Source organism: Agrobacterium sp. 22-221-1 (assembly GCF_053522445.1).
Genome location: NZ_JBNWCL010000016.1, coordinates 79475 through 104638 on the forward strand (window position 1 = coordinate 79475; position 25164 = coordinate 104638).

The following is a 25164-nucleotide window of genomic DNA, read 5'->3' on the forward strand; positions in this document are numbered from 1 at the left end:
ACAAAAGGCGGGCTGTTATTTCCCGGTGCTGACCGTCAGCGTGTAATGCGCGCCGAGACCGCGGCGTGGCGATCCCAGGATGAGCGTCGGGCGGATCAGCCATTCCGTATCCGCCTTCGGCGTCAGCGTTGCGACCTTGCCTTCGGAATCGCTGAAGAAGATCGCGTCCTCATCCGGCGTCGAAAAATCGAAGACCGCCATCAGCACGAATTCGCTGGAGGCGGCAAGCTCGATCTTCACCGTCTGCCCGGCCTTCACCTTCAGGCGATAGACATCGCCGCGCCCGCGCCGCGTCCAGCCGTCAAGCTTCAGCGGCCCGGCCGGCGGCAGCGCCACCTGCTTCAGCCTTTCGCCGTCATCGAGCCAGATACCGTCGACATTGCGGCCTTCCGCGAAGGAAGCATGCGGCACGGCGGCCACGGCCATGGTGAGAGCCAGAAGAAGGGAGGTTACCTTCATGGACGTACAAACTCCCGCCGCATGGCCTCTATCGGCTGGCGGCAATGACAGCCTTCGATATGGTCGTTGACCATACCCATGGCCTGCATGAATGCATAGACGGTCGTCGGGCCGACGAAACTCCAGCCCCGCTTCTTCAGGTCCTTCGAAAGACGGATGGAGGCGGCGCTGGTGGGGTTGGCCCTTAACGTCGCATAGTCCAGCCTTTGCGGCCTTTCTGCGGCGGCCGGTTCGAAACCCCAGAAATAACGGGCGAGCGATCCGAATTCATCGCGCAACTCCATGGCGCGGCGGGCATTGTTGATGGTCGAGATGATCTTGCCGCGATGGCGGATGATGCCCTTGTCGGCAAGGCAACGCTCGATATCGGCCTCACCGAATTCCGCCACTTTTTCGAATTCGAAATTGGCGAAGGCGAGACGGAACGCCTCGCGCTTGCGCAGAACCGTCAGCCAGGAAAGGCCGGACTGGAAACCTTCCAGACAGATCTTCTCGAAAAGGCGGCGATCGTCGGTGACCGGATAACCCCATTCCTCGTCGTGGTAACGGCTGTAATCTGCAAGCCCCTGCTGCCAGAAACACCGCACAAGGCCATCCGCGCCCGTTTCAAGTCCCGCTTCATTCATTCCGCAACCACCCTTTTCCGCTCCCGCCCGTGACCGGTTCAGACCGCGCACTTACCACTCATTCACCACGTTTCAAAACCGGGTGCTAACCTTAAATCCAGCTTTCCCTAATCAAGCGCTTTTTAATGAACAGCCATTTACGATTCGCTGGCGTCGAGGTGCGAACGTGTCCGGCAAAGCGGGCAAACAGTCCCGCAAATCCATAGTTGCGACATCCCGCAGAGAGAGTCCACCCGATGACGATGAAGTCCGTTTTTCTGGCGCTGAGCCTCGTTTCCACCTTTGCCGCCCCAGCCGCCATGGCCAATGAGCGTTATCGCGAGCGCCCGCCCGTCGTCGTCAGCCCGGATCTTTCGGCCCCATGGGTCACCCAGCTCGGCGGTCGCGGCAATGTGCGCCCCGTGGTTTATCCGCGCGCGCCTGCCGCACGCCAGCCGTTCTTCCAGCAGCGCCAGGCCGCCATGCCGCAGCGCCCCAGCTCCGGCGTTACATCGCAGCGCCCGGCACGGGTGCAGAATGCCGCCGTCCGCCCCAACGCGCCGGTGCGCACCCAGATCGCGCCGCAATTCCTGCCGCAGATCGTTACCTACCCGACCAATGAAAAACCCGGCACCATCGTTATCGATACGCCGAACCGTTTCCTTTATCTCGTTCTCGCGGACGGCAAGGCCCGGCGGTACGGCGTCGGCGTCGGCAAGCCCGGTTTCGAATGGGCCGGCACCCACAAGGTAACCCGCAAGGCGGAATGGCCGAGCTGGACCCCGCCGAAGGAAATGATCAGCCGCGAGGCGAGGAAGGGACACTACCTGCCGGCCTTCATGGAAGGCGGCCCGGCGAACCCGATGGGCGCGCGCGCCATGTATCTCGGCTCCACGCTTTATCGCATCCACGGCACCAACCAGCCGTGGACGATCGGCAGCAACAATTCATCCGGCTGCATCCGCATGCGCAACGAGGATGTCACCGATCTTTACGAGCGCGTCAACGTCGGAACGAAGGTCATTGTGATATGACGGCAACGGTTCGGCCTTTCCGGCCGCTTCAGCGCCGGTGTGGCGGCGTATCCGCTTGAATTGCCGCCTTGCGGCGGTACAATCCAGCTCACTTCATTGGAATGAGACTTGGCGGGGGACGCCAGGAGCCGGACCTCTCTCAGGGGGATGATGGAACGGCCTTAAAACGGGTGGTCAATCGGCCGCCCGTTTTTCGTTTCTGTCATTCAAATGTTATCAAAAAACGGTTTGGTGAATTACTGATATCAATCTGGATTCACTTCATGCCGCGCCATAGTTTATTTGTTTGCGCCCTGCTGTTCAGCGGCGTTTCCTTCTCTGCCGCAATCGCGGGCGAATTTGAAATTTCCGGTTATGGCGGCTGGCAAAGCGCGCCGCACAGCGATGTGAAGGTTTCCGACGGGCCGGATTTCCGGGCCGGATGGGAAGGCAAGTCATTTTCCAACCCGCCCTATTGGGGCGTGCGCGGTACCTACTGGTTCGATGAGGGCCAGCTGCGGAATTTCGGCATCTCGCTCGATTTTACCCATGACAAGGTCTATGCCGACGACCAGACGCTTGCCCGCTCCGGCTGGTCGCATTTCGAATTCACCGACGGCCTGAACCTTCTGACGCTCAACGCGCTCTACCGTTTTCCGCTGGAATCGCTGCCGATCACCCCTTACGTGGGTGCCGGCGTCGGCATCAACGTGCCGCATGTGGAAGTATATCGCCCGTCAGGCAAGACCTTCGAATATCAGTTCGGCGGCGCAACCCTGCAGGCACAGGCCGGCCTCAGCTACCGCATCACCGACAACTGGTCGACCTTCGTGGAATATAAGGGCACCTATTCCTTCGTCGATGTCGATATCGACAATGGCGGCTCGTTGAAGACCGATATCATCACCAATGCGGTGAATTTCGGCGTGGCGTATAAGTTCTAGCTCTCTTCCCTCATTCCTGTGCTTGTCACAGGAATCCAGCCGACGCGCGTCTGCGCGGCGGGGAGAGTCCCTTCAGCCCAAGGACTTGGGCTGGCTGGATCCCTGTGACAAGCACAGGGATGAGGAGAGAACAAAGAAAACCCTCACGATCCAATCTTTGCGGCACACGTTATGGCGCGCTGGATCACTGCCCTATGAGCGCACCACGATCTAAACCGAAAGCCTCGCCGGTTTCGGCCCGCCATAGGCCCAGTCCAGCAGCTCCACCGTGTGCAGGATAGGCATATCCGTGCCGGTTCCGATCTGCGTGATGCAGCCTATATTGCCGGTGGCGATGACATCCGCCCGGGTGGCCTCGATATTCTTCACCTTGCGCGCCTTGAGCCTGGCGGAAATCTCCGGCTGCAGGATGTTGTAGGTACCGGCCGAACCGCAACAGAGATGCCCTTCCGCCGGATCGCGCACGGTAAAACCCGCCACCTTCAGGAGTTGTTTCGGCGCAAGCGTGATCTTCTGGCCATGCTGCATGGAGCAGGCGGAATGATAGGCGACCGTCAGGCCCTGGCTTTGCCCTTGCGGCAGATCGAGGGTGGCGAGATATTCAGTGATGTCCTTCGTCAAAGCCGAGACCCGCGCGGCTTTTTCGGCATAGGCCGGATCGAGCCGCAGCATGTGGCCGTAATCCTTGATGGTGGTGCCGCAGCCGGAAGCGGTGATGATGATGGCGTCAAGACCGCCACTCTCCATCTCGCGCGTCCAGACATCGACATTGCGCCTTGCCGAGGCGAGCGCCTCTTCCTCGCGCCCCATATGATGCACCAGAGAACCGCAGCAGCCCTCCCCCTTCGGCACCACGACCTCAATGCCGAGCCGCGCCAGCAGGCGCAACGTCGCCTCGTTGATACCGGGATCGAGCACCGGCTGGGCGCAACCGGTGAGGATCGCAACCCTTCCACGCTTCTCGCCTTCGGCCGGCCGCTCTCCCGGACGGGCTGACGCGGAGGCCGCGGGCACGGCGGCGGGGGCGAGAGCGAGCATGGATTGCAGCGGCTTCAGCGCCGGAACTTTGGCAAGCAGACCCGAGAAAGGCCGCGCCAGCCGGGCCAGATGCAGGGCCAGCCGGAAACGGGCGGGATGGGGCAGGACGGCAACCAGAAGATTGCGGATCAGCCGATCCATAAAGGGCCGCTTGTATGTCTGTTCGATATGGGCGCGGGCATGATCGACCAGATGCATGTAATCCACGCCGGAGGGACAGGTGGTGGTGCAGGCAAGGCAGGAAAGACAGCGGTCGATATGGGTGACGACCTCGCGGTCTGCCGGGCGGCTGTTTTCCAGCATATCCTTGATGAGGTAGATGCGGCCGCGCGGGCTGTCCAGCTCGTTGCCGAGCGTGACATAGGTGGGACAGGTGGCGGTGCAGAAGCCGCAATGCACACATTTGCGCAGGATTTTTTCGGATTCCGCCACATGCGGATCGGCCAGTTGTTCGGGCGTGAAGGATGTTTGCATGGTTCAGACGGCCCTTTCCATCGTTACGGCCATCTTGCCGGGATTGAAGATGCCCGCCGGATCGAGCTTTTCCCTGATACGCGCAGAAAGCAGCGCTTCCGCCGCCGGGCGCGGTTCGAAGGCAGCGACCGTGGCGCGCACCGCATCGCTCGCCCTCACCAAAGTTGCGTGGCCGCCGCCGAGCGCCCGGATCGCGCCGCGCAGCAAATCCGCCTCGGGGTCCGCCTCCATCTGCATCCAGACGAGGCCGCCCTGCCAGTCGTAAAAGGCGTCGATGCCCGCTTCCATGCGCAGCGCCGCGACAAGCTGATGACCCACCGAAGGCGCGACCGATACCTTCCACAAGGGCTTAGCCGCCTGTCCGGCATAGGGCGCGACATCGCGCACCTGACGCCACAAAAGCCCGCTTTCCTCACCCTCCAGCAGCGCCCACGGCCCGACCCGGTCCATGACGGAAAGGAGTTTGGCCGTGCGCGCCTCCACCGAGGCGGAAAGCCCTTCCAGCCGCAGGATGGTCGCCGGGCCATCCGGCAATCCGCCATCGACGAAACGGGAACGAACGCTTTCCGGCAGATGCGCCGCGCCGGAAACCTCGACGCTCATCGCCATCGCCGCCGCCATGATACGCGTCGCCGCTTCATCGTCGAGACCGGAAACGACCACGGTTTTTTCCGCCGGCGGTTTCGGCAGCACGCGGAAGGTGACTTCTGTGAGGAAACCGAGCGTGCCGAAAGACCCGGCCAGGAACTTCGACAGATCGAGCCCGGTGACATTCTTCATCACCCGGCCGCCGGCCTTGATGACCTCACCGCTGCCATTGACGAAACGAATACCCAGCAGGCTGTCGCGGGCGGCGCCCGCCACATAACGGCGGGGACCGGAAACATTGGCGGCGAAGACGCCGCCAATGGTCGGCTCACCTTCGGTGCCCATGATCGGGCGGTGATCCATAGGCTCGAAGGCCATCATCTGGCGATTTTCTGCAAGGGCGGCTTCGACGGTTGCGAGTGGGGTTCCGGCCTTGACGGTCATGACCATTTCGGCGGGCAGGTAGGAGACGATGCCGTTCATCGCGCGGGAAGAGAGTGCTTCATCTGCCGCCACTGCGTTGCCGAAACCGGAGCGGGTGTTGCCGCCGATGATTTTCAGCGGGCTTTTACGCGCGGCGTGGTCGCGGATGATGTCGGCGACCTGGGTTTCTGCGTAGGGGGTCAGCATGGGGCGGCGAGCTCCGGGCATCGGACAGCGACCTTTGCGCGAGGGATACCCCCCTCTGCCCTGCCGGGCATCTCCCCCTCAAGGGGGGAGATCGGCAAGAGGCTGGCACATCGTTTCAATCGCACCGTTCGAGAATTGAGCGGGAGGTCGCCGCGAGTCGATCTCCCCCCTTGAGGAGGAGATGCCCGGCAGGGCAGAGGGGGGTAAGCCACACCCACCATCGTCACAAAATTCACACCCATCATCCCCTCCCCTCCAGCGGAAACACCTTGGAAGGGTTCATCAGCCAGCCCTCATCGAAAGCCGCGCGCACTGCCATCTGCTGGGCAAGATCGGCCTCACCATACTGGTGGCGCATCAAATCCCGTTTTTCGATGCCCACACCATGTTCGCCGGTCAGACAGCCGCCGGCATCGACGCAGAGCTTCAATATTTCATTGCCTGCCTCTTCCGCGCGGGCGGCATCGTCCGGATCGTTGGCGTTGAACAGGATGAGCGGGTGCATGTTGCCGTCGCCGGCATGGAAGACATTGGCGACGCGCAGGCCGAGGCGGTCGGTGATTTCGCTCGTCTTTTTCAGCACATAGGAAAGCTGGGAGAGCGGCACGGTGCCATCCATGCAGATATAATCAGCGATGCGGCCGGTTGCGCCGAAGGCGGATTTGCGGCCTTTCCAGATCGCCGCCGCCTCCATGGCCGACTGGCATTCCTTCACTGTCTTCACGCCATGTTTTCGGGCAATCGCCACGATGTCGGCCAGCATGGCGTCCATTTCCGCCTCGGAGCCTTCGACCTCGACAATCAGCAGCGCCCCGACATCCAGCGGATAGCCCGCCTTGGCGAAGGCCTCGCAAATTTCGATGGCCGGCTTGTCCATGAATTCGATGGCGACCGGGATGATGCCCGCGCCGATAATATCGGCCACGCAGGAGCCGGCCTCCTCCGACGTCTCGAAGCCGAACAGCACCGGTCGCGCGCCCTCCGGCCTGGCGATCAACCGCACCGTCGCTTCCGTCACGATACCGAGCTGGCCTTCCGAACCGCAAACGAGGGCGAGCAGATCGTAGCCGGCAGCATCGAGGTGCTTGCCGCCCAGTTCCAGCACTGTGCCATCCACCAGCACCATTTTCACGCCAAGCAGATTATTGGTGGTGACGCCGTATTTCAGGCAATGCGCGCCGCCGGAATTCATGCCGATATTGCCGCCGATGGTGCAGGCAAGCTGCGAGCTGGGGTCCGGTGCATAAAAGAAACCTTCCGCGCCGGCCGCATCGGAAATGGAAAGATTGGTGACGCCCGCCTGCACCCGCGCTGTACGGTTATAAAAATCCAGTTCGAGGATCGAGGCCATCTTCGAAAGGCCGATCACCACCGCATCCTCCTGCGGGATCGCACCGCCGGAGAGCGAGGTGCCGGCCCCGCGCGGCACGACCGGAATGCCGTAACGGTGGCAATATTTCATCACCGCCGCCACTTCCTCCGTCGTCTTCGGCAACGCCACGGCCAGCGGCAGGCGACGATAGGAGACGAAGGCGTCGGTTTCGAAAGGCACAAGTTCGCGCGGTTCGTGCACAAGACAGTCCGCCGGCAGAATATCCTTGAGTTCCGCTATGATGCGGTCGCGGCCTGCGACGACTTTCGCGCGCGGCTCCAGAAACTTGATCGGCTGCGTCACCGCCCCTCCTCCATGCCATCTCACCAACTGGTATTCTTTCTTTACCACTTTGAAACGATGCAATCAAATGTTATGGATTTTTTCCATTCCGGAAACAATCGAGGGCAACTATGACGAATCTGGGCGATCTGGAAGTCTTCGCAAGCGTTGCCGCCTCCGGCAGCATGTCGCTGGCCGCAAGGGAGCTTGGTTATTCGCCCGCCGTCATTTCCAAGCGCATCAAGCGGCTGGAAGAAAAGCTCGGCGCGCGGCTTTTCCAGCGCACCACACGGCAAATCTCGCTGACCGAAGCGGGGCAGGGTTTTTATGAGCGTGTACTGGCCGTGCTGGAGGGACTTGAAGAGGCCGAGGATTTCGTGTCCGGCCGCGCCAATACGGTCAACGGCACGCTGAAGGTTTCCGCGCCGACCTCCTTCGGGCGCATGCATATCGCGCCGCATCTGAAGGGTTTCATGGAGCGGCATCCTGATCTTTCGGTCAATCTGGTGCTGAGCGACGAATTCATCGACATCATCGAGGGCGGCTATGATCTGGCCATCCGTATCGCCGATCTCAATTCCTCCAGCCTCGTGGCCCGCAGGCTGGCGCCAGTGCGCCGCGTACTCTGCGCTTCGGCGGAATATGTTGCGATCCACGGCATGCCAGCGACAATCGAGGATTTGAAAAAGCACCGCTGCCTGCCGGCCCACAATAACGATGTCTGGCGGCTGGAGGGACCGGGCGGCGCGATGAGCATTCGCCCGGAGGGAATGCTTATCACCAATTCCAGCGAGGTGATCCGCGAGGCGGTGATCTCGGGGCTCGGCATTGCGCTGCGCTCCACCTGGGATATCGGCCATGAATTGCGCGGCGGCAAGCTGGTGCAGGTTCTGCCGGGTTATGAGGGGTCGCGAAACGTCACGCTCTCGGCGGTTTATCCGAGCCGGCAGTTCCTGCCTGCGAAAGTGCGGCTGTTTATCGATTATCTGGCCGGGCTCTATGGGCCTTCACCCTATTGGGAGCAGGGTTGAAACGGGTCCACTCCCTCATCCCTGTGCTCGTCACAGGGATCCAGCCAGCCCAAGTCTTTGGGCTGAAAAGACTCTCTCCGCCGCGCAGACGCGCGTCGACTAGATTCCTGTGACAAGCACAGGAATGAGGGAGACTGGGTTGTCCGTCAGTGCCCGCCCTCGGCATGGGAGCGGCGGATGCGGCGCACCACCCACCATACGCCGAGAACCGCGAAGGGAACTGAGATGCCGGTGACCACGGCAGGGTCGAGCGGCAGCACATCATGGCTGATCGCCTTGGTGAGATAACCAATGAGGCCGACGACATAATAGGAAATGGCCGCGACAGAGAGGCCTTCGACCGTCTGCTGCAGGCGAAGCTGCATGGCGGCGCGCTTGTTCATGGTGTTGAGCAACACCGTATTCTGCCGCTCCAGCTCCACGTCGATCCAGCTTCGGACGAGCGCCGTGGCGCGATAGAGCTTGCGCGACAGGTTGGCCTGCCGCTCCTCCACCGACTGGCAGGTGCGCATGGCGGGCGCCATGCGCCGTTCCAGAAAGCTGCCCATGGTCTCGTGGCCCTGCACCGGGGTTTCCGCAAGCGCGCGGATACGTTCGCGCACGATGCCGTCATAGGCGCGGCTGGCGCCGAAACGATAGAGGCTGAGCGCTGCATTGGCTTCCAGTTCGGCCGCAAGCCGGGTCATTTCCGCCAGCAGCGCGTCCGCCTCGTCGCGCGCGCCGTTCTTCATGCGCTGGGTGATACCCGTCAGGCCATCTTCGATACGGCGGATTTCCGGCGAGAGCGTCTGCGCCATCGGCAGGCCGAGCATGGCAAGGGTGCGATAGGTCTCGATATCCAACAGCCGCTGCACCAGCGCGCCGCGGCTGTAATCGCTCAAGCCCCGGTCGATCACCAATATCTGTGTCAGCCCGTCGCGATCCTGCCGGAAATCGGTGAGGATCGCCGCCTGACCGTCGCGCACGTCGCTGTGACAGAGGCTGGTCGGCTCGAAGATCGTCTCCGCCTGGGACGCCACGCCATTCTCCGGGCGGATTTCGAGCCGTACGCCCGAGATCAGCGAGCCGGGCGGCGAAAAGCCGTCGCCGAAGGGATCGCCGGCAATCTCGCCGCCGAATTTTTCCGGCGCGGGGCCATCCCAGAACCAGGTCGAGAATTCGGTATGCCGCTCCCAGCGCAAGGTGCCCTGCCCCCAGGGCATGGCATGGTGGCGGGCATCGCGCTCCGGCGGCGCAACGCCCCGACTGCGCGACATTTCCGCGATGACCGAGTGATGCACGGCCGAACCGCCATCCATCATGAAGGCGAGCTGGACGATGATGCGCGAGGGTGCGAGAAGCACCGTCGGCCGCGCATGAACCTCCCCGAGCGCCAGCGATCTTTCCGGCGCGCTTGCGAAAGCAAATCTACCCTTGGCCATTGCAATATCGTCCCCGCCTGTTGCGCTGGTTTTATTAAAACATCGATCACGATGAAAACACCGCAATCGAAGCCGCTGTCATTGTTTTGATCCACCTGGCGGAAAAATCCGCCATCGTCACCCTGTCCTGCGGCTGCTTTAACAAAAGCCAATTCGAAAAGGCAGATGCCGTGTTGCCGCAGGCATGGCACGGATGAGGCGTGGAACTGGATAGAATATTTGACCAGTGCGATGCTTCGCTGATAATTTGCCCTCCATCGAAATACGGGGCGGGATTTCGCCGGAGACTTCTGCGATGGACGAAACGCTTTTTGCGCGCATCGAGCACAGCCGCACATCGCAGGAGGTGATCTTACGTTTCGAGGAACTGATCCTCGACGGCATATTGCGCGACGGCGACCGGCTGCCCGGCGAGCGCGAACTGGCGCAGAAGCTGGATGTCTCGCGGCCGATCCTCCGGGAAGCGCTGAAGGAACTGGAAACCCGCGGCCTTCTCACCAGCCGGCACGGCGGCGGCACCTATGTGGCCGATATTGTCGGCCCCGTCTTTTCCGATCCCTTGAGCGCGCTGATTACCCGCCACAGCCGGGCGGCGCGGGATTTCCTCGAATATCGCCGCTATATCGAAGGCATGACCGCCGAACTTGCTGCACAGCGGGCGACGGAACCGGACAGGCGCAACCTCGCCGCCATCGTGGACAGAATGCGGGAAGTGCATGAGGCGGGCCGTTTCGAAGAGGAGCTTGCGGGCGATGTGGAATTTCACAACGCCATTGGCGAGGCGGCACACAATATCGTGCTGATGCACACGTTGCGCTCCTGCTACCGGCTTCTGAGCGACGACATCTTCTACAATCGCCATCTCATCTTCACCGTCGCGGGCGCCCATGACGAGGTATTGAGACAGCATATCGCCATCCACGATGCGATTGCCGCCGGCGATCCGGCCGCGGCAAGGGCGGCGGCGGAGGCCCATATCGACTTCATCGTGGAGACGACATCCAAGGCGCATCAGGCGCGGGAATGGGACCGGATTTCGCGCCTGAGGCAGCAGCAGCGCAGCCCCTGAAAACGCCATCCGGCGAAATGCGGCACCCTGTTTTTTCAGGTTTTGATGGAACCTTTTGTGCTCTTTGGTCTTTTTATCGGGTTAATTGGAAAAATTTACCAAGATGGGACCCATGACGACCACGAGCGAAACTGAACGCTATCCGCGGATAGCTCTCATATCGACGCATGGCTATGTCGCCGCGCACCCGCCGCTGGGCGCTGCGGACACCGGTGGACAGGTGGTTTATGTGCTTGAGCTTGCACGCAAACTCGGCCAGCTCGGTTATACTGTCGATCTTTACACCCGCCGCTTCGAAGACCAGCCGGAATTCGATGAGGTCGATGAGCGCGTCCGCGTGGTGCGCATTCCCTGCGGCGGACGGGATTTCATTCCCAAGGAATATCTGCACCGCCACCTGATGGAATGGTGCGAAAATGCGCTGCGTTTCATCAAGAAAAACGACCTGAATTATTCTTTCATCAACAGCCATTATTGGGATGCGGGCGTCGCCGGGCAGCGGCTGTCCGAAGCGCTGAAAATCCCGCATCTGCACACGCCCCATTCGCTCGGCATCTGGAAAAAGCGCCAGATGGAGACCGACTATCCGGAAAAGGCCGATACGTTCGAACTGGAATTCAACTTCAGGGAACGTATCCAGCACGAGCTGATCATCTATCGCAGTTGCGATATGGTGATCGCCACGACACCGGTGCAGCTCGACGTTCTGATCGAGGATTACGGTCTGAAGCGCAAGCATATCCACATGATCCCGCCGGGTTATGACGACAACCGTTTCTTCCCGGTTTCCGATGCGACGCGGCAGATGATCCGTCAGCGTTTCGGTTTCGAGGGCAAGACGGTGCTGGCGCTCGGACGCCTTGCCACCAACAAGGGTTATGACCTGCTGATCGACGGTTTCTCCGTTCTTGCGGAGCGCGAACCGGAAGCCCGGCTGCATCTGGCGGTCGGCGGCGAGAACATGGACGAGCAGGAAACCACGATCCTCAACCAGCTGAAGGAGCGGGTGAAAGCGCTCGGTCTCGAAGACAGGGTGGCGTTTTCCGGTTACGTCGCGGATGAAGACCTGCCGGACATCTATCGCGCCGCCGATCTCTTCGTGCTTTCCAGCCGTTACGAACCTTTCGGCATGACCGCTATCGAAGCGATGGCGAGCGGCACGCCCACCGTCGTCACCATCCATGGCGGGTTGTTCCGGGCCGTCAGTTATGGCCGCCATGCGCTGTTTGCCGATCCTTTCGACAAGGAAGACCTCGGCATCACCATGATGAAGCCGTTCAAGCATGAGCGACTTTACGGGCGGCTTTCCCGCATGGGGGCGCACAAGGCGCGCAGCCTGTTCACATGGACCGGCATTGCCCAGCAGCTTCTCGCCCTTGTGGAAGGCAGGACCATGATGCCGGTTCTGGAAGAAGCCGATTGGGCCGAACCATGGAACGACGGCGATTGAGACCGCTTCGCCTTTTTTCCACCGATCTCGACGGAACCGTCGTCGGCGATAACGACGCCACGCGCCGGTTCCGCGATTTCTGGCATTCGTTGCCGGAGGGTCAACGTCCGCTTCTGGTTTTCAACAGCGGCAGGCTGATCGACGACCAGCTTGCGCTTCTCGAAGAGGTGCCGCTGCCGCAGCCCGACTATATCATCGGCGGGGTCGGCACCATGCTGCACGCGAAAGAGCGCAGCGAACTCGAAAGCGCCTATAAAACCTCTCTCGGCACCGGTTTCGATCCGCAGAGGATCGTCGACGTGATGGCCGGCGTGCCGGGCGTGACGATGCAGGAGGAGCGCTATCAGCACGGCCTGAAATCCAGCTGGTTCCTGCATGGTGCTGATGATGCGGCACTTGGCGAGATCGAAGCAGCGCTTGTGGCCGCCGATATCGATGCCCGCATCGTCTATTCCAGCGACCGCGATCTCGACATATTGCCGAAGGCCGCTGACAAGGGTGCGGCGCTTGCATGGTTATGTGGACAATTGCGCATCGGCCTCGACGAATCAGCGGTCGCGGGCGATACTGGCAACGATCGGGCGATGTTCGAATTGAATGATATTCGCGGCGTGATCGTGGGCAATGCATTGCCGGAGCTCGTCTCACTGGCGGGCCTCGACAATCGTTTTTTCCAGGCGCGTGCGACGGAAGCCGACGGCGTTATCGAAGGCCTCCGGCATTGGGGATTAAATCCCTACAGACGCAATACCGGCAATTATTCATAACGGTTTTGCGTTTCAGGACGTGAAAGCAGACAGAGACGGTATTGCCGCAATCGGCTGTTTGCCCGGGCAGCCGCCCGGTCGAAGCCCTGTTCGCACATCTTCCGCATTTTCCGGGCTTACAGGCTTCATCCGCATGAAGACAGTAGTGGGTTATGGATCATGAGGGATTGGCGGAATTTACGGGATATCTATATTAGCAATTATCATTAGCGGGCAAAGAAGGACCTATTCGGATTGAAGATTTTGAATCGATTGGCGACAGATGTTGGCTTGATGTTGCGCAGACCGCCGCGACAGCAATATGCGGCGCTGTGCTATCGATTGTCCAAGAAGAATCCGGAGCCGGAAGTGTTGCTGCTGACCAGCCGGGATACGGGACGCTGGGTCATTCCCAAGGGCTGGCCAATGGCCAACAAGAAGGCCCATGCGGTGGCCGAACAGGAGGCCTATGAGGAAGCCGGCGTCAAAGGCACGGTGGAAAAGGCGCCCTTCGGTTATTACGAATACGAGAAAAAGCTGAACAGCGGCGTCAACGTGCCGTGCAGGGTTCAGGTGCATCTGCTCGAAGTTTCGGAGATGCAGGAAAGTTTTCCCGAAAAACAATCCAGACGTCTGGAATGGGTCAGCCCCCAGGAGGCGGGAAAACGCGTCAACGAGCCGGAATTGAAAGCGCTGATGCTGGCTTTCGACAAACGGATGACGCATTCGAAATAGCGCGCCCGCCCCGAACGTGGCAATGTGCAGTTTGTTTTTCCAACATGGCTTTTATCGTCTTTCCTTTTGGAAAGATGTGCGAGATGTAACAGTCTTTCTGTAAAATTGCCTTCAACCTGCGACACTGCCGGACGAAAGGGAATGCTGGCAAACGAGGTCTGAATGGCAATCAAGCCGCCATCGAATATGAAACCGACGCTCGACAAGGATCTCGACAAGATTACCCGTGTCGAAGAGGCGACGCTGCATGTCACGCAGCAGCTTGCCGGCCTTGGCGCGGGGTTCATGTTCGTTGTCCTGGCGGCCATCTTCGCCGGCGTCTTCGTCACCGGCACCGCGGGTTCGGTCATCATCATCGCCGCCGTCGCCATCGGCGCCTATATGGCGATCAATATCGGCGCGAACGACGTCACGAACAATGTCGGCCCGGCGGTTGGGGCCAAAGCCATGCCGCTTGCCGCCGCCCTCATCGTCGCCGCCATCTGCGAGATTGCCGGCGCGCTGATTACCGGCGGCAATGTGGTCGAGACCATTTCCAGCGGCATCATCAACATCGAGACAATTCCCGACAGGACCGCCTTTTCATGGGCGATGCTGTCGGCGCTTCTCGCTGCCGGCCTTCTCGTCAATATTTCGACATGGACCAAGGCGCCGATTTCCACCACCCATACGGTGGTGGGCGGAGTTGCGGGTGCGGGAATGGCCGCCTATGGAGCGAAGGCGGTCGACTGGCTTTCGCTCGGCAGCATTGCCTTCGCATGGGTACTGGCGCCCTTCATCAGCGCCATCATCGCCGTCGCCATCCTTGCTTTCATCAAGGAATTCATCATTTACCGCGAGGACAAGCTCACCTCCGCCCGGCTGTGGGTTCCGGTTCTCATCGGTTTGATGGCGGGCGTTTTCACGGCCTATCTAATCTGGGTCGGATTGCGGCAGCTCATGCATGTGTCGCTTGGCCATGCCAGCCTCACAGGGCTGGTGACCGGGCTCGTGGTCTGGCGGCTCTGCGTGCCGATCATCCGCAAACAATCGGAAGGATTGGAAAACCGCAACCAGTCGCTTCGAATTCTGTTCCAGTGGCCGCTGGTTCTCGCCGCCGGCCTGATGTCCTTCGCCCATGGAGCGAATGACGTTTCGAACGCCATCGGGCCAGTCGTTGCCATCGTGCGGGCCCTGCATGACGAGGCGGTGAGCACGTCCGCCCGCGCACCGATGTGGGTGATGCTGGTCGGCGCCTTCGGGCTTTCCTGCGGTATTCTTCTTTATGGCCCACGCCTTATCCGCCTCGTCGGTGAGCAGATCACCAAGCTCAATCCGATGCGCGCCTTCTGCGTTTCCGTGGCCACGGCGCTCACCGTGCTCGTTGCCTCACGCTTCGGCCTGCCGGTCAGCACCACCCACACGGCAATCGGCGCGGTGTTCGGCGTCGGTTTCTTTCGCGAATGGTACACGCAATCGTCGCGGCGGCGGCAGGAGCTCGTTCAGGCTGGTGAGGGCAGGCCCCGCCGGTCCGAAAGATATGCCGACAATCCTTCCGAGATACGCCGCCGTTATCTCGTCCGCCGCTCCCACTTCATGACGATCATCGCCGCCTGGCTGGTCACCGTTCCCTCCAGTGCAGCGCTTGCGGCGTTGCTTTACTGGCTCATGTCGTCCCTCTTTCTCTGAACCTGAAACAGAATCCCATGCGCGCCAATTTCCGGATGCAACGCCTGTATATCGAAGCCAGCCTTGCCGAAGGCGTCGCGCAGGAGGCAACAGCCGAACAGTTCAACTATCTCGCCAATGTGCTGCGCATGACCGACGGTGCGGAAATCTTGCTGTTCAACGGTCGCGACGGCGAATGGAAAGCGAAACTTGCCTTTCCGAGCCGCAAGAAGATCGTGCTCGTTCCCCTCGAGCAGACACGGCCCCAGCCGAACGCCCCGGACCTGCATTATCTTTTCGCGCCGCTGAAAGTCGGGCGCATGGATTATCTGGTGCAGAAGGCGGTGGAGATGGGCGCCGGCCTGTTGCAGCCGGTGATGACGCAGCATGTTCAGGGCAAAATCCACAACACCGAAAAACTGCGCGCCAACGCCATCGAAGCCGCCGAGCAGTGCGGCATACTGTCTCTGCCCGAGGTGGCCGAGCCGGTGAAACTGAAGGACATGCTCGAGAGCTGGCCCCACGACCGGCGCATCATCTATTGCGACGAGGGCGATGCGGGGCAAAATCCGCTGCCGATCCTGCAAGCCGTCACGGAGCGCAAACTTGCCCTGCTGGTCGGCCCGGAAGGCGGATTTTCCGAGGAAGAAAGGGAGCTTCTGCGCGGCCTTGCCTTCGTTACCCCCATTCCGCTGGGGCCGCGTATCCTGAGGGCAGATACGGCCGCCGTCGCCGCGCTCGCAGTCATTCAGGCGGCGATCGGCGACTGGAATTGAATGGCCCCATTGCGCTTCATGCATCTTTAAAAGAAATTCATTTGCCTCCGGATACGATCCGGCCCTATCTGCCAATCATATGCCTCGCCGCAACAGAGACGTCATAACAAGGTAAGCCATGGCACGCGACACGACCGACCAGACCCCCCTCTCCTCCGTCACGGAGCTTACAGATTATCTGGCGGGCGGTTGCAAAGCTGAAGCCGACTTCCGCATCGGCACCGAACACGAAAAATTCGCGTTTTTCCGCGAGGATAACAGTCCCGTTCCCTATTTCGGCGAAGCCAGCATTTCAGCACTTTTGAAGGGCATGCAGGAAAAGCTCGGCTGGGAGCCGATCATGGACGGCGGAAACATCATCGGCCTTGGCGAGCAGCACGGCATGGGCGCCATCTCCATCGAGCCGGGCGGCCAGTTCGAGCTGTCGGGCGCGCCGCTCGAAAACCTGCACCAGACCTGCAAGGAATCCAACCAGCATCTGGCGACGCTGCGCGAAGTGGCCGAGCCGATGGGCATCCGTTTCCTCGGCATCGGCGGCAGCCCGCTGTGGAGCTACGACGAAACGCCGCGCATGCCGAAATCGCGTTACGCGATCATGACGCGCTATATGCCGAAGGTCGGGACCAAGGGTCTCGACATGATGTACCGCACCTGCACCATTCAGGTTAATCTCGATTTCTCCTCCGAAGCGGACATGCGCCGGAAGATGCGCGTTTCCATGAAGCTGCAATCGCTGGCAACAGCGCTCTTCGCCTCCTCGCCCTTCACCGAAGGCAAGCCGAACGGCCTCCTGTCCTGGCGCGGCGATATCTGGCGCGACACCGACAACCGCCGCTCGGGCGTACTGCCCTTCACCTTCAGCGATGACTTCGGTTTCAAGGACTATGTGGAATGGGCGCTCGACGTGCCGATGTATTTCATCGTGCGCGACGGCAAATATCATGATTGCACCCATGTCACCTTCCGTCAGTTCATGAACGGGGCGCTGAAGGGTGAAATCGCTGACTGGCAGCCGACCATGGGCGACTGGACGAACCATCTTTCCACACTGTTCCCGGATGTGCGCCTGAAGCGCTTTCTGGAAATGCGCGGTGCGGATGGCGGCCCGTGGAGACGCATCTGCGCCCTTCCCGCTTTCTGGGTCGGCCTTCTCTACGATGACGAGGCGCTGACCGCTGCCGATGCGCTGACCGCCGGCTGGAGCTTCGACGAGGTCATCGCCCTTCGCGACGCCGTTCCGGCCAAGGGTCTCTCCGCCGAGATCGCCGGCAAGCCGCTTCTCGGTCTCGCCCGCGAGGTGCTCGACATTTCCCGCACCGGCCTTAAAAACCGCAAGCGCCTGAACGGCGAAGGCCAGGACGAGACCGTGTTCCTGTCGTCGCTGGACGAGGTTCTTGCCAAGAAGACCACGCTCGCCGAAGACCTGCTTGCGCTTTACAACGGTCGCTGGGGCGGCTCCGTGCTGCCGGTATTCGAAGAATATCAGTATTGAGGCAGTGCCGCTAAAATTGCGACGCCATTAAAAAAGCCCGGCGCGGCCGAGGGGCCTGACACCGGGCAAAGGCAGGGCTATTGGCAAATCACCCTGCGGGGAAAACTTTTCCGTTCGAAAGCAATTCCGGCGGCTGGAGGTCTGCCGGAATTGCCTGGACATTCTGGAACGTTTTGGTGCATTTCCGGACGGAAAACCGGGGCCCGCCTTTCCCGGAAATGCTTTAAACGGTCTTGAACCGGGTCACCGCGCGGTTGCGTGCGGCGCGGGTCAGATGGGCGGTCGGATCCTCGAGCAGGCCGGTATTGAGCGCATCCCTCACATCCGAGCGCGCCAGACCGATATCGGCCAGAAGGCGGTCATCGAGTTCCGTGAGGCCATTGGCCACGATACGATTGTAGATGCGCTGCAAGAACGTTTTGACGCGGAAAGCAAAGAGGCCAGCGACACGACGAAGCGTATCGTTCTGCCGGGAGGTTGCGAGTTCCAGTTCCATTCTCCGTTCTGCCGTGCGCATGACACTTATCCTTTCGTAACGGCACGATGCGGCACCGCCCCCGGCGCACCACGCGCGAGAAGCTGCCTCGGGTTGGGGGCCTGACGTTTCGCCGGCCCGGGGTTGATATTGATTTGCTGGGTGTCAAAATGTCGCAAGACTATTGATCAGTCCAACGAATGTTTCTAATGTGAGGCATCAATCATTCTGATGGATGACCATCCATGTCCGCACCTCTCGACATAGACCAGCTGCATACCTTCATCGCCATCGTCGATACGGGCAGCTTCACCAAGGCCGCAGACCGCGTTTTCAAGACGCAATCCGCCGTTTCCATGCAGATGCGACGGCTGGAAGAGCGGATCGGCAAGCAGCTTTTCGCCAAAGACGGGCGCGGCAACCGCCTGACGGCGGAGGGCGAAAAGCTGATGAATTACGCCCGCCGCATCATCCGCCTCAATAATGAGGCGATCGCCGCCTTCGACGACAACCGGCTGGAAGGCATGCTGCGCATCGGCACACCGGACGACTATGCCGACCGCTACATGCCCGAAATCATCGGGCGCTTCGCCAAGACCCATCCCAATGTCGAGCTTTATATCGTCTGCGAACCTTCGGTCAGCCTTGCCGAAAAAATGGCGCGCGGCGAGCTGGATATCGCGCTCGTCACCCATAATCCGCGCGCGCGCTCCTCGGATGTGGTGCGCACAGAGCCGCTCTGCTGGGTCGCTTCCGCCAACCATCCGCTGAAGGACGATGCACCCGTGCCGCTCGCCGTCGGGCGGCGCGATTGCCACTGGCGCCAGCTTGCCTGTTCGGCGCTCGATGCCGATGGACGGGACTATCAGGTCCTGTTCACGAGCTGGTCTTCCACCGTCGTCGCCGCTGCCGTGCTGGCGGGCATGGCCGTCTCGGTGCTGCCGGAATCGGCACTGCGCACCGGCATGAAGGTTCTGACCGCCGCCGACGGCTTCCCGCCCCTGCCGCCGGTGCAGATCGGTCTGATGAAACGGCCGGGCCTCTCCCCCTCGCTGGTGAACGCCATCACCGACCACATCACCGCCTGCCTCGACAATATCTCGCCGATGAGCGTTGCCGACGAAATGGACAGCGATGTGAAGACCTACCCCAAGATGCCGCGCCTGCGCGCCGGACACATGCTGCCGGGATGGTAAGAGGATAGAACAAATTCCGGGGATGACGTCGCCTATGCGGGAGGCTTTGTCATCAGCCGCAAGCCGGCTAACCCCGCTCCTCCCGTCGCTCGTCCGCGTTTTCTGTGCTACCGCGCCCGCAGCGTGGCAACCGCCAGCAGCGTATCGGCGCTGATGCCCACCGAACCGCTGCCGTTGAAGAGCGTCATGATCGGATCGGTGGTGTTCTGCTGATTGTCGTACATGATGGTGAAACGGGCGACCAGCTTCTTGACCTTTTCCGGATCCTGAAAATCCTCGATGTCGAAGTATTTCTTCATCATCGTCACCTGCGTATCGACCTCGGCATTGGCGAGTTCGTCCGGAATCCCGAAAGTGGTGTTGATGAAGCTCTGGAGCGCCGTGTCGGCGAGGATCGAGTAATAGGACGTCGTTCCGGCCGCCATACGCTGGAAATAGAGCGCCAGGCGCACACCGGCATTTTCTTCGCCCGCCTGCGTTTCCAGCGTCTGGGTGAGATAGTTGTCCAGCGTCTCGTAAAGGCCGCGCCGGGTCTGGATCAGGCTGCGGTCCTCATGAAGAAGCGTACCGTCGGTATTGAAGTTGAAGGCGGTGACGAGGCGGCGGAAGACCGGGTCCATCTCCTTGTTGACGTAGCTGTCCTTGTCATCGAGCTTCGAGGTGAAGGCCTTTTCGAGCTGTTCCTTCGTCACGCTTTCAGGATCGATACCGAGCGACTCCATCGCGAATTTCGTCAGGCGATCATTGCTCAGGAATTCCTTGAGCGTCTTGATCTTCTGCATCTCGGCCGTGAAATATTCCGATTCCTTCGTCGCCGTTTCCTTGTCCTTTTCCGTGCCGAAAGCCGATTTTTTCTTGATGTAGTCGGCCGACATGGTCTGCATCTCGATTTCCGACTGCGCCAGAACCGGTGTGCCGACGCTGCCATCGGAGGCGAAGTTGAACAGCTCCGCCAGCTTGACATAACGCTCGTCTTTCAGCGTGTAGACGAAGCTCTTTTTATCCTGCAGATCGCTGGTGAGGACCTTGCGAATATCGGCGGAATTCACCTTGGTCGGATCGAGGCCCACGGCTTTCAGCGCATAGGTATAGACCGCGCTGCTGTCGATGAAATCCTTGACGGAAGTGACGCTGGCTATATCGCTCTTGAACAGCTTCAGCGCCTTCTCGTCGGCGGCATCGTCCTTGTCGTTATAATAGGTCATATAACCGCTGGTAGTGGTCGCGGTCTGTGCCGTCGTCTGGGGTGTCGTTCCGTCTGCCAGCGTTCCGTCGGTCTGGAAATTGAAGGCATTTCTCAAGGCGATATAACGCTTGTCGTTCTTGCCGACAGTTGCGATGTAGTTGCTCGGATCGCTCAGATCGCTGGTCAGGATATTCTGGATCGTTGCCGTGACGACTGTGAGGTCGTCAAGGTCGAAGGCGGTCCTGATATAGTTGAGAAGCCGGGTATCCGACGTCAGTTCGGTTACGGTCTTGATCGAACCGATCTTCGATTCGAAATAATCCCGGTTCAGCGTGGCGACGGTCGGCGTCACGCGCGGGGCGCTGCCGATATAGGCATCCGTCAGGGCCTTGAGATTATCCGCCGTCTGCGCCTGACCGGCGGTGACCGTGCCGTCGTTCTTGAACTCGAAGGCGGTGGCGAGCTGCGCCATCTTGTTATATTGCGTGACGGTGCTGGTGAGCGTCGTCTGCTCGGCCTTGATGGCGGCGAGCTTCGCTTCCCACTCATCCTGCGGCGGCAATACCGCCTCGAGCTGGGTCAGCTGGTCCTGGCGCGTCACCTTTTCCGCCTCCAGCTCCGTGCGCTCCTCAGCCGTCAAACCGGTGTCGGCGAGTTCGGTGTCGATTGCGGTAATCCGGGCAGTGACCTGCGCGTGCAGTTCGATATTGCCCTTCATCGTCAGTTTTTCGACCGCGTCATTATAGGCCGTGCCGTATTTCTGGTTGATGTAGCTGTCGGGATCGTTGATGTCGCTCGTCATCAGTCCCTTGATATGGGCATAGGAATAGGTCTTCTCATCGATGCCGAAGACCTGAAAGATATAGGCGCGGGTGCGGTCGTTGCGCAGCAGCTGGTCGACATTGGTTACCGTGCCGACAATCGCCTTGTAATAACGGGTCTCTTCCGCAAGGCTGTCATCGAGATCGGTTATCGACGTATCGTAAAGCCCGATCATCTTGTCGAGCTGCGCTTCCGTCTGAACGGTCTTTGTCGATGTGGTGAAGTTGAAGGCTGCGGCGAATTCCCGATAGCGCTCGTCGGTGAGCTTGTTGGCGAAGCTGTTCTGGTCGTTCAGATCGCTTTCCAGCACCTTTTTCATGAAGGCCTTGGCATAGGTCATCTCGCCGAGACCGAAGGCATCCATGGCATAGGAATAGAGCTGGTAGTTGTCGAGGAACTCATCGACGCTTTTCACATTGCCGATGTTTTCCTTGTAATATGTCGTCTGCCGCTCGATGAGCCCCTGCTGCGACACGCGCGACAGGCTTGCCTTCATATCGCGGTTGATGAGGTCGTAGCTGAGATAAGTCGATACCATCCGAATGCCCCCTGGAGACCCGCGCGCCGCTTCAGACGCCGAATGCTCCGGTTTTCAATCCACCCATCGCGCCTCCATCGGGACGCACGGCAAGCCTTTGCCTGACTATGCGGGAGACGCCTTGCCCGGAGCTTGAAAGAGCACAATTTCGGCCGGGATAAAAACCGCATTGTCCCGATCTCTTTTACCTAAGCGAAACCATGCCACAGTGTGTTTTGCTAACCATTTGGGAATGCAAAGTTTTCTTAACCGCGATTTTTAAGCAGTCTCGAACATGCGGCGGATATTCTCCCGACATCAGAGGACGAAAAGTCCCGATGAGAAGACCGGAAACCGGCTCTCAGGTAAAACAAGGGTAGAATAAACATGACCAAGACCGTTCTGAAGCCCGACTGGGCCGTCGCCACTCTCAGACTCGACCCGGCACGTTTTCCGCAACAGGTCACTTATGGAAAAGGCAATGGCGCGACCGATGTCGCCGTCACTCTCGATGAACGGGGCGCCGTTCTGAGAAAGGTTCTGTCCTCTTCCGGCCTGCCTTTGTCCTTCGCTTTGCCAGCCCGCGCCTTCAAGGGCGTTGCCGCCCGCGCCATCGACCATGGCGATGGACAGGTAACGGTGACGCTGGAGCTGCACCATGACGATCCGGACCTCTGCGTTCCGCTTCTCGTCGCCCACGATCTCTGCGATATCGCCGCCGACTGGCGCAGCTGGTCCGAGGCCTACCGTATTCCCATGCTGATGGTGGAAGCCGATGGCGTTGCCCGTCCGCTGGAAGAACATCTCGGCAAGGTGCGCACCCAGAATACCCGCCCGCGCCGCCGCCATTCCTATTTCGCGGAACGCCGCCCCCGCTTCCTCGTTCGCCGCTCCACCGGTTCGCTGGGCATGAGCATGAAGATCGAGGGCAAGGAAATCATCGCCCGCAGCTGATAATCTTCAGCCAGACAAATCAAAAAAGCCCGGCGCGGATGACGCGGCCGGGCTTTTTCATTTCGTGTTTTCACAGGCTTATGCCAATAGGAGCGGCAGGATGAGGCCTGCGAAAATCAGCACGCCGACGCGGTTGTTGGATTTGAACAGCACGAGGCACTGATCGACATCGTCGATATTAAGCACCCAGACCTGCCGGAACAGCATGATGGCCGCGGCGGCAAGGCCGCTATAGGCAATGACGTTAACACCCGCGACCCAGAACGACAGGAACATCATGACAAGGGCTGTGCCATAAAGGAAAACCAGCCAGCGATGTGTATTCTCGCCAAACAGTAGGGCGGTTGAACCGATGCCCACGGCGGTGTCGTCTTCCTTGTCCTGATGGGCGTAGATTGTATCATAACCGATCGTCCAGGCGATGGAGCCGACATAAAGCAGGACAGCCGGCCAGGCGATCGATCCGAACTGTCCCGCCCAGCCCATCGGCGCACCCCAGGAAAAGGCAAGGCCGAGGAAAAATTGCGGCCAGTTGGTGAAGCGCTTGGCGAAGGGATAAATCGCCACGAAGATCAGCGAGAATATGCCGGTGGCGATTGCGAAACTGTTGAACTGCAGGAGCACGACAAGCCCCGCAAGCGCCTGCAGGACGATGAAGAGCTTGGCCTGCGACCGGCTCACGCGGCCGGAAGGCAGCGGCCGCGAACGGGTGCGCGCCACGGCCATGTCGATCTTGTGGTCGGCCAGATCGTTATAGGTGCAACCCGCGCCGCGCATCGCCACCGATCCGATGAAGAACAGCACCAGATGCCAGATCAGCGTCGCCCAGGAAAAGCCGCCGCTCGCCATCGCGACATTTGCCGCAAGGGCTGCGGACCAGAAACATGGCCACATCAGCAATTGCCAGCCGATGGGGCGATCCCACCGGGCCAGTTGCGCATAGGGCCAGAGGGGCCTCGGCAAAATCCGATAGACCCAGTTATTGGATGGCGCGTCGGAGACGCGATCTGACAAATCGCTGTGGTGAACCATGGGATGGTTCTACAGCATCGGCGGGAAAATCGGAATGGATTTCAGCACCCGGCCGCATATGCAGAAAAGCCCCGCAGCGGTTTCGCGACGGGGCTTTGCAGGACGATATCTCGGCTATTTGTCAGGGCAGCGAGAAATTGAACTTGTAGCTCGCCTGAACGCCGATGATGAACTGGTTCTTCGAGCCGCGCTCGCGCACCAGCGAACTGTCGGCGGCGTCACCGGTCAGGCGGCGATATTCCGCAAACGAGCCGACTTCGGCGTTTTCGGTGACTTTCCAGGTGATGGCGGCGCCGATGCCGGCGGAATGCAGGCCGCCGCCCGGGCTATAGGGCGATGGCGCGCCGGCAGCCGTCTGCGCGGCACTTACGCCGTAATAACGCTCATTGTATTTGCTGCTCACCCATGTCGCGCGCGGACCGGCGGAAATCTGGATGCCGGGGGCGATATCGGTGAAGGCATCGACGGCAACATCGCCGACCACGCCGCTATGGCTGCGAATGCCCTGACGGACTTCGCCGCGAACGCGCAGCCAGTCGGTCGGATAGGCTTCGGCGAAACCGCCAAGCTCGCCGCCGCGCTTGATGCGGGTCATGCCCTTCAGATCGGACGAGTCGCCCTCGTCACGCGGGGACACCAGCTTTCCGGCAAGACCCATGCTGATCGGGCCGTTGTCCAGAAGCGAAATCGAGGCGCTGTCGTTACGCGAGGTGAAACGCGCGCCCTGGCCCTGGCGGCCGAGCGAAATGATGGGCGAGAAGCCGAATTCATTCTTGTTGTCGCCCTGATATTTCGGCGCGGTGAAACCCGCACCGCCGAGCTTCAGATACCAGTCGCCGGAAAACCAGCCTTCCGCATGGGCATTGCCCACGGCAAAAAGCGACAGAACACAGGCGGCGGCGGCCGCTGATGGCTTGAACATGAAAGCACCCCAGAAACGCAATACAGACAGGTGTCCGTAGACTTAGAGGGATTGTCTTTCCATTCCATTAACCAGCGTGGGAAGAAACGCGCCTCCTCCGGAGGGTGGCGACAAGGCCTCAAGCCCCACCTCCGTCATGCTCGGGCCTGTCCCGAGCATCTGAAACCGAAGGACTTTACGCAACGTGGATAGATCCTCGGGACAAGCAACCGTGGATCTACTGTGCGAATGCCGGGTCTGATCGAGCGATTGCGTTGAGGATTGTGATGAGCTTTCGCACGGTTGCGA

22 protein-coding genes are annotated in these 25164 nt (G+C 60.4%); 12 read left to right on the forward strand and 10 right to left on the reverse strand.

Annotated elements, in window-relative coordinates; translation table 11 throughout:
* Positions 1-15: 15 nt before the first annotated feature.
* A complete protein-coding gene (locus ACQZ5N_RS20870) occupies positions 16-459 on the reverse strand; it encodes a hypothetical protein (protein ID WP_003524901.1) in 444 nt (147 codons plus the stop codon).
* Positions 456-1085: a DNA-3-methyladenine glycosylase I gene (locus ACQZ5N_RS20875; RefSeq protein ID WP_448733980.1), complete on the reverse strand. Its 630-nt coding sequence runs from the start codon at positions 1083-1085 to the stop codon at positions 456-458. The genes ACQZ5N_RS20870 and ACQZ5N_RS20875 overlap by 4 nt, the downstream gene beginning before the upstream one ends.
* 236 nt (positions 1086-1321) lie before the next feature.
* Between ACQZ5N_RS20875 and ACQZ5N_RS20880 the strand changes: the two genes are divergently transcribed.
* Together ACQZ5N_RS20880 and ACQZ5N_RS20885 are read left to right on the forward strand one after the other, a co-directional pair.
* Entirely contained in the window at positions 1322-2098 is a 777-nt protein-coding gene (locus ACQZ5N_RS20880; protein ID WP_127756312.1) for a L,D-transpeptidase, read from the forward strand.
* Between the two features lie 263 nt (positions 2099-2361).
* Positions 2362-3021: an outer membrane beta-barrel protein gene (locus ACQZ5N_RS20885; protein ID WP_080852615.1), complete on the forward strand. Its 660-nt coding sequence runs from the start codon at positions 2362-2364 to the stop codon at positions 3019-3021.
* A gap of 210 nt (positions 3022-3231) precedes the next feature.
* Here the strand turns inward: ACQZ5N_RS20885 and glcF are convergent, their stop codons facing one another.
* The 3 genes from glcF to ACQZ5N_RS20900 all read right to left on the reverse strand — a co-directional run bounded on the left by glcF (position 3232) and on the right by ACQZ5N_RS20900 (position 7426).
* The gene (gene glcF, locus ACQZ5N_RS20890) at positions 3232-4533 is read right to left on the reverse strand and encodes a glycolate oxidase subunit GlcF (RefSeq protein WP_448733981.1); all 1302 of its coding nucleotides are present in this window, start codon (positions 4531-4533) and stop codon (positions 3232-3234) included.
* Between the two features lie 3 nt (positions 4534-4536).
* Positions 4537-5751 (reverse strand): glycolate oxidase subunit GlcE, encoded by a 1215-nt coding sequence (gene glcE / locus ACQZ5N_RS20895; protein ID WP_448733982.1) that lies wholly within the window; start codon positions 5749-5751, stop codon positions 4537-4539.
* Between the two features lie 241 nt (positions 5752-5992).
* The gene (locus tag ACQZ5N_RS20900; protein WP_448733983.1) at positions 5993-7426 is read right to left on the reverse strand and encodes an FAD-linked oxidase C-terminal domain-containing protein; all 1434 of its coding nucleotides are present in this window, start codon (positions 7424-7426) and stop codon (positions 5993-5995) included.
* A gap of 110 nt (positions 7427-7536) precedes the next feature.
* Here ACQZ5N_RS20900 and ACQZ5N_RS20905 point away from each other — a divergent pair, with 110 nt between their 5' ends.
* Complete coding sequence (locus tag ACQZ5N_RS20905) at positions 7537-8436, forward strand: LysR family transcriptional regulator (protein WP_448733984.1); 900 nt, start codon at positions 7537-7539, stop codon at positions 8434-8436.
* 146 nt (positions 8437-8582) lie between these two features.
* Here the strand turns inward: ACQZ5N_RS20905 and ACQZ5N_RS20910 are convergent, their stop codons facing one another.
* Positions 8583-9857, reverse strand: coding sequence for a DUF3422 family protein (locus ACQZ5N_RS20910; protein WP_020812658.1), 1275 nt, complete (start codon positions 9855-9857; stop codon positions 8583-8585).
* A gap of 295 nt (positions 9858-10152) precedes the next feature.
* Between ACQZ5N_RS20910 and ACQZ5N_RS20915 the strand changes: the two genes are divergently transcribed.
* The 7 genes from ACQZ5N_RS20915 to ACQZ5N_RS20945 all read left to right on the forward strand — a co-directional run bounded on the left by ACQZ5N_RS20915 (position 10153) and on the right by ACQZ5N_RS20945 (position 17772).
* Positions 10153-10926 carry a FadR/GntR family transcriptional regulator gene (locus ACQZ5N_RS20915; protein WP_448733985.1) on the forward strand — a complete coding sequence of 258 codons (774 nt, stop codon included), beginning with the start codon at positions 10153-10155 and terminating at the stop codon, positions 10924-10926.
* Positions 10927-11029: 103 nt separating this feature from the next.
* Positions 11030-12376 carry a glycosyltransferase family 4 protein gene (locus ACQZ5N_RS20920; protein ID WP_164865350.1) on the forward strand — a complete coding sequence of 449 codons (1347 nt, stop codon included), beginning with the start codon at positions 11030-11032 and terminating at the stop codon, positions 12374-12376.
* A complete protein-coding gene (locus ACQZ5N_RS20925; RefSeq protein ID WP_448733986.1) occupies positions 12373-13143 on the forward strand; it encodes an HAD family hydrolase in 771 nt (256 codons plus the stop codon). Before ACQZ5N_RS20920 ends, ACQZ5N_RS20925 begins: the two co-directional genes overlap by 4 nt.
* A 273-nt stretch (positions 13144-13416) precedes the next feature.
* Positions 13417-13857, forward strand: a complete 441-nt coding sequence (locus ACQZ5N_RS20930) for an NUDIX hydrolase (protein ID WP_004432806.1) — start codon at positions 13417-13419, stop codon at positions 13855-13857.
* Positions 13858-14019: 162 nt separating this feature from the next.
* On the forward strand, positions 14020-15525 hold the full coding sequence (locus ACQZ5N_RS20935; protein WP_448733987.1) for an inorganic phosphate transporter: 1506 nt from the start codon (positions 14020-14022) through the stop codon (positions 15523-15525).
* 17 nt (positions 15526-15542) lie between these two features.
* The gene (locus tag ACQZ5N_RS20940; protein WP_004432800.1) at positions 15543-16280 is read left to right on the forward strand and encodes a 16S rRNA (uracil(1498)-N(3))-methyltransferase; all 738 of its coding nucleotides are present in this window, start codon (positions 15543-15545) and stop codon (positions 16278-16280) included.
* 118 nt (positions 16281-16398) lie between these two features.
* Complete coding sequence (locus ACQZ5N_RS20945) at positions 16399-17772, forward strand: glutamate--cysteine ligase (protein ID WP_004432797.1); 1374 nt, start codon at positions 16399-16401, stop codon at positions 17770-17772.
* A gap of 223 nt (positions 17773-17995) precedes the next feature.
* Here ACQZ5N_RS20945 and ACQZ5N_RS20950 read toward each other — a convergent pair whose 3' ends face one another.
* Positions 17996-18289 (reverse strand): DUF1127 domain-containing protein, encoded by a 294-nt coding sequence (locus ACQZ5N_RS20950; RefSeq protein ID WP_004432794.1) that lies wholly within the window; start codon positions 18287-18289, stop codon positions 17996-17998.
* 203 nt (positions 18290-18492) lie between these two features.
* On the opposite strand from ACQZ5N_RS20950, the gene ACQZ5N_RS20955 reads away from it, so the two are divergent.
* Positions 18493-19443 carry a LysR substrate-binding domain-containing protein gene (locus ACQZ5N_RS20955; RefSeq protein ID WP_004432791.1) on the forward strand — a complete coding sequence of 317 codons (951 nt, stop codon included), beginning with the start codon at positions 18493-18495 and terminating at the stop codon, positions 19441-19443.
* A gap of 107 nt (positions 19444-19550) precedes the next feature.
* On the opposite strand, the gene ACQZ5N_RS20960 is transcribed toward ACQZ5N_RS20955, so the two are convergent.
* The gene (locus tag ACQZ5N_RS20960; RefSeq protein ID WP_448733988.1) at positions 19551-21989 is read right to left on the reverse strand and encodes a DUF1217 domain-containing protein; all 2439 of its coding nucleotides are present in this window, start codon (positions 21987-21989) and stop codon (positions 19551-19553) included.
* Between the two features lie 366 nt (positions 21990-22355).
* Between ACQZ5N_RS20960 and ACQZ5N_RS20965 the strand changes: the two genes are divergently transcribed.
* Entirely contained in the window at positions 22356-22922 is a 567-nt protein-coding gene (locus tag ACQZ5N_RS20965; RefSeq protein WP_003503226.1) for a DUF6101 family protein, read from the forward strand.
* 78 nt (positions 22923-23000) lie between these two features.
* On the opposite strand, the gene ubiA is transcribed toward ACQZ5N_RS20965, so the two are convergent.
* Together ubiA and ACQZ5N_RS20975 are read right to left on the reverse strand one after the other, a co-directional pair.
* Positions 23001-23954: a 4-hydroxybenzoate octaprenyltransferase gene (gene ubiA / locus ACQZ5N_RS20970; RefSeq protein WP_020813621.1), complete on the reverse strand. Its 954-nt coding sequence runs from the start codon at positions 23952-23954 to the stop codon at positions 23001-23003.
* Between the two features lie 121 nt (positions 23955-24075).
* Positions 24076-24876 (reverse strand): MipA/OmpV family protein, encoded by an 801-nt coding sequence (locus ACQZ5N_RS20975; RefSeq protein WP_031234593.1) that lies wholly within the window; start codon positions 24874-24876, stop codon positions 24076-24078.
* Between the last annotated feature and the right edge of the window lie 288 nt (positions 24877-25164).

Excerpts from the sequence above, each read along its gene's own strand:
- ACQZ5N_RS20880 (WP_127756312.1), top strand. The coding sequence starts at position 1,322 with ATGACGATGAAGTCCGTTTTTCTGGCGCTGAGCCTCGTTTCCACCTTT.
- glcE (WP_448733982.1), bottom strand. The coding sequence starts at position 5,751 with ATGCTGACCCCCTACGCAGAAACCCAGGTCGCCGACATCATCCGCGAC.
- ACQZ5N_RS20905 (WP_448733984.1), top strand. The coding sequence starts at position 7,537 with ATGACGAATCTGGGCGATCTGGAAGTCTTCGCAAGCGTTGCCGCCTCC.
- ACQZ5N_RS20965 (WP_003503226.1), top strand. The coding sequence starts at position 22,356 with ATGACCAAGACCGTTCTGAAGCCCGACTGGGCCGTCGCCACTCTCAGA.
- ACQZ5N_RS20920 (WP_164865350.1), top strand. The coding sequence starts at position 11,030 with ATGGGACCCATGACGACCACGAGCGAAACTGAACGCTATCCGCGGATA.
- ACQZ5N_RS20930 (WP_004432806.1), top strand. The coding sequence starts at position 13,417 with ATGTTGCGCAGACCGCCGCGACAGCAATATGCGGCGCTGTGCTATCGA.
- ACQZ5N_RS20950 (WP_004432794.1), bottom strand. The coding sequence starts at position 18,289 with ATGCGCACGGCAGAACGGAGAATGGAACTGGAACTCGCAACCTCCCGG.
- ACQZ5N_RS20910 (WP_020812658.1), bottom strand. The coding sequence starts at position 9,857 with ATGGCCAAGGGTAGATTTGCTTTCGCAAGCGCGCCGGAAAGATCGCTG.
- glcF (WP_448733981.1), bottom strand. The coding sequence starts at position 4,533 with ATGCAAACATCCTTCACGCCCGAACAACTGGCCGATCCGCATGTGGCG.
- ACQZ5N_RS20940 (WP_004432800.1), top strand. The coding sequence starts at position 15,543 with ATGCGCGCCAATTTCCGGATGCAACGCCTGTATATCGAAGCCAGCCTT.
- ACQZ5N_RS20915 (WP_448733985.1), top strand. The coding sequence starts at position 10,153 with ATGGACGAAACGCTTTTTGCGCGCATCGAGCACAGCCGCACATCGCAG.
- ACQZ5N_RS20935 (WP_448733987.1), top strand. The coding sequence starts at position 14,020 with ATGGCAATCAAGCCGCCATCGAATATGAAACCGACGCTCGACAAGGAT.
- ACQZ5N_RS20960 (WP_448733988.1), bottom strand. The coding sequence starts at position 21,989 with ATGGTATCGACTTATCTCAGCTACGACCTCATCAACCGCGATATGAAG.
- ACQZ5N_RS20955 (WP_004432791.1), top strand. The coding sequence starts at position 18,493 with ATGTCCGCACCTCTCGACATAGACCAGCTGCATACCTTCATCGCCATC.
- ACQZ5N_RS20945 (WP_004432797.1), top strand. The coding sequence starts at position 16,399 with ATGGCACGCGACACGACCGACCAGACCCCCCTCTCCTCCGTCACGGAG.
- ACQZ5N_RS20975 (WP_031234593.1), bottom strand. The coding sequence starts at position 24,876 with ATGTTCAAGCCATCAGCGGCCGCCGCCGCCTGTGTTCTGTCGCTTTTT.
- ACQZ5N_RS20885 (WP_080852615.1), top strand. The coding sequence starts at position 2,362 with ATGCCGCGCCATAGTTTATTTGTTTGCGCCCTGCTGTTCAGCGGCGTT.
- ACQZ5N_RS20870 (WP_003524901.1), bottom strand. The coding sequence starts at position 459 with ATGAAGGTAACCTCCCTTCTTCTGGCTCTCACCATGGCCGTGGCCGCC.
- ubiA (WP_020813621.1), bottom strand. The coding sequence starts at position 23,954 with ATGGTTCACCACAGCGATTTGTCAGATCGCGTCTCCGACGCGCCATCC.
- ACQZ5N_RS20875 (WP_448733980.1), bottom strand. The coding sequence starts at position 1,085 with ATGAATGAAGCGGGACTTGAAACGGGCGCGGATGGCCTTGTGCGGTGT.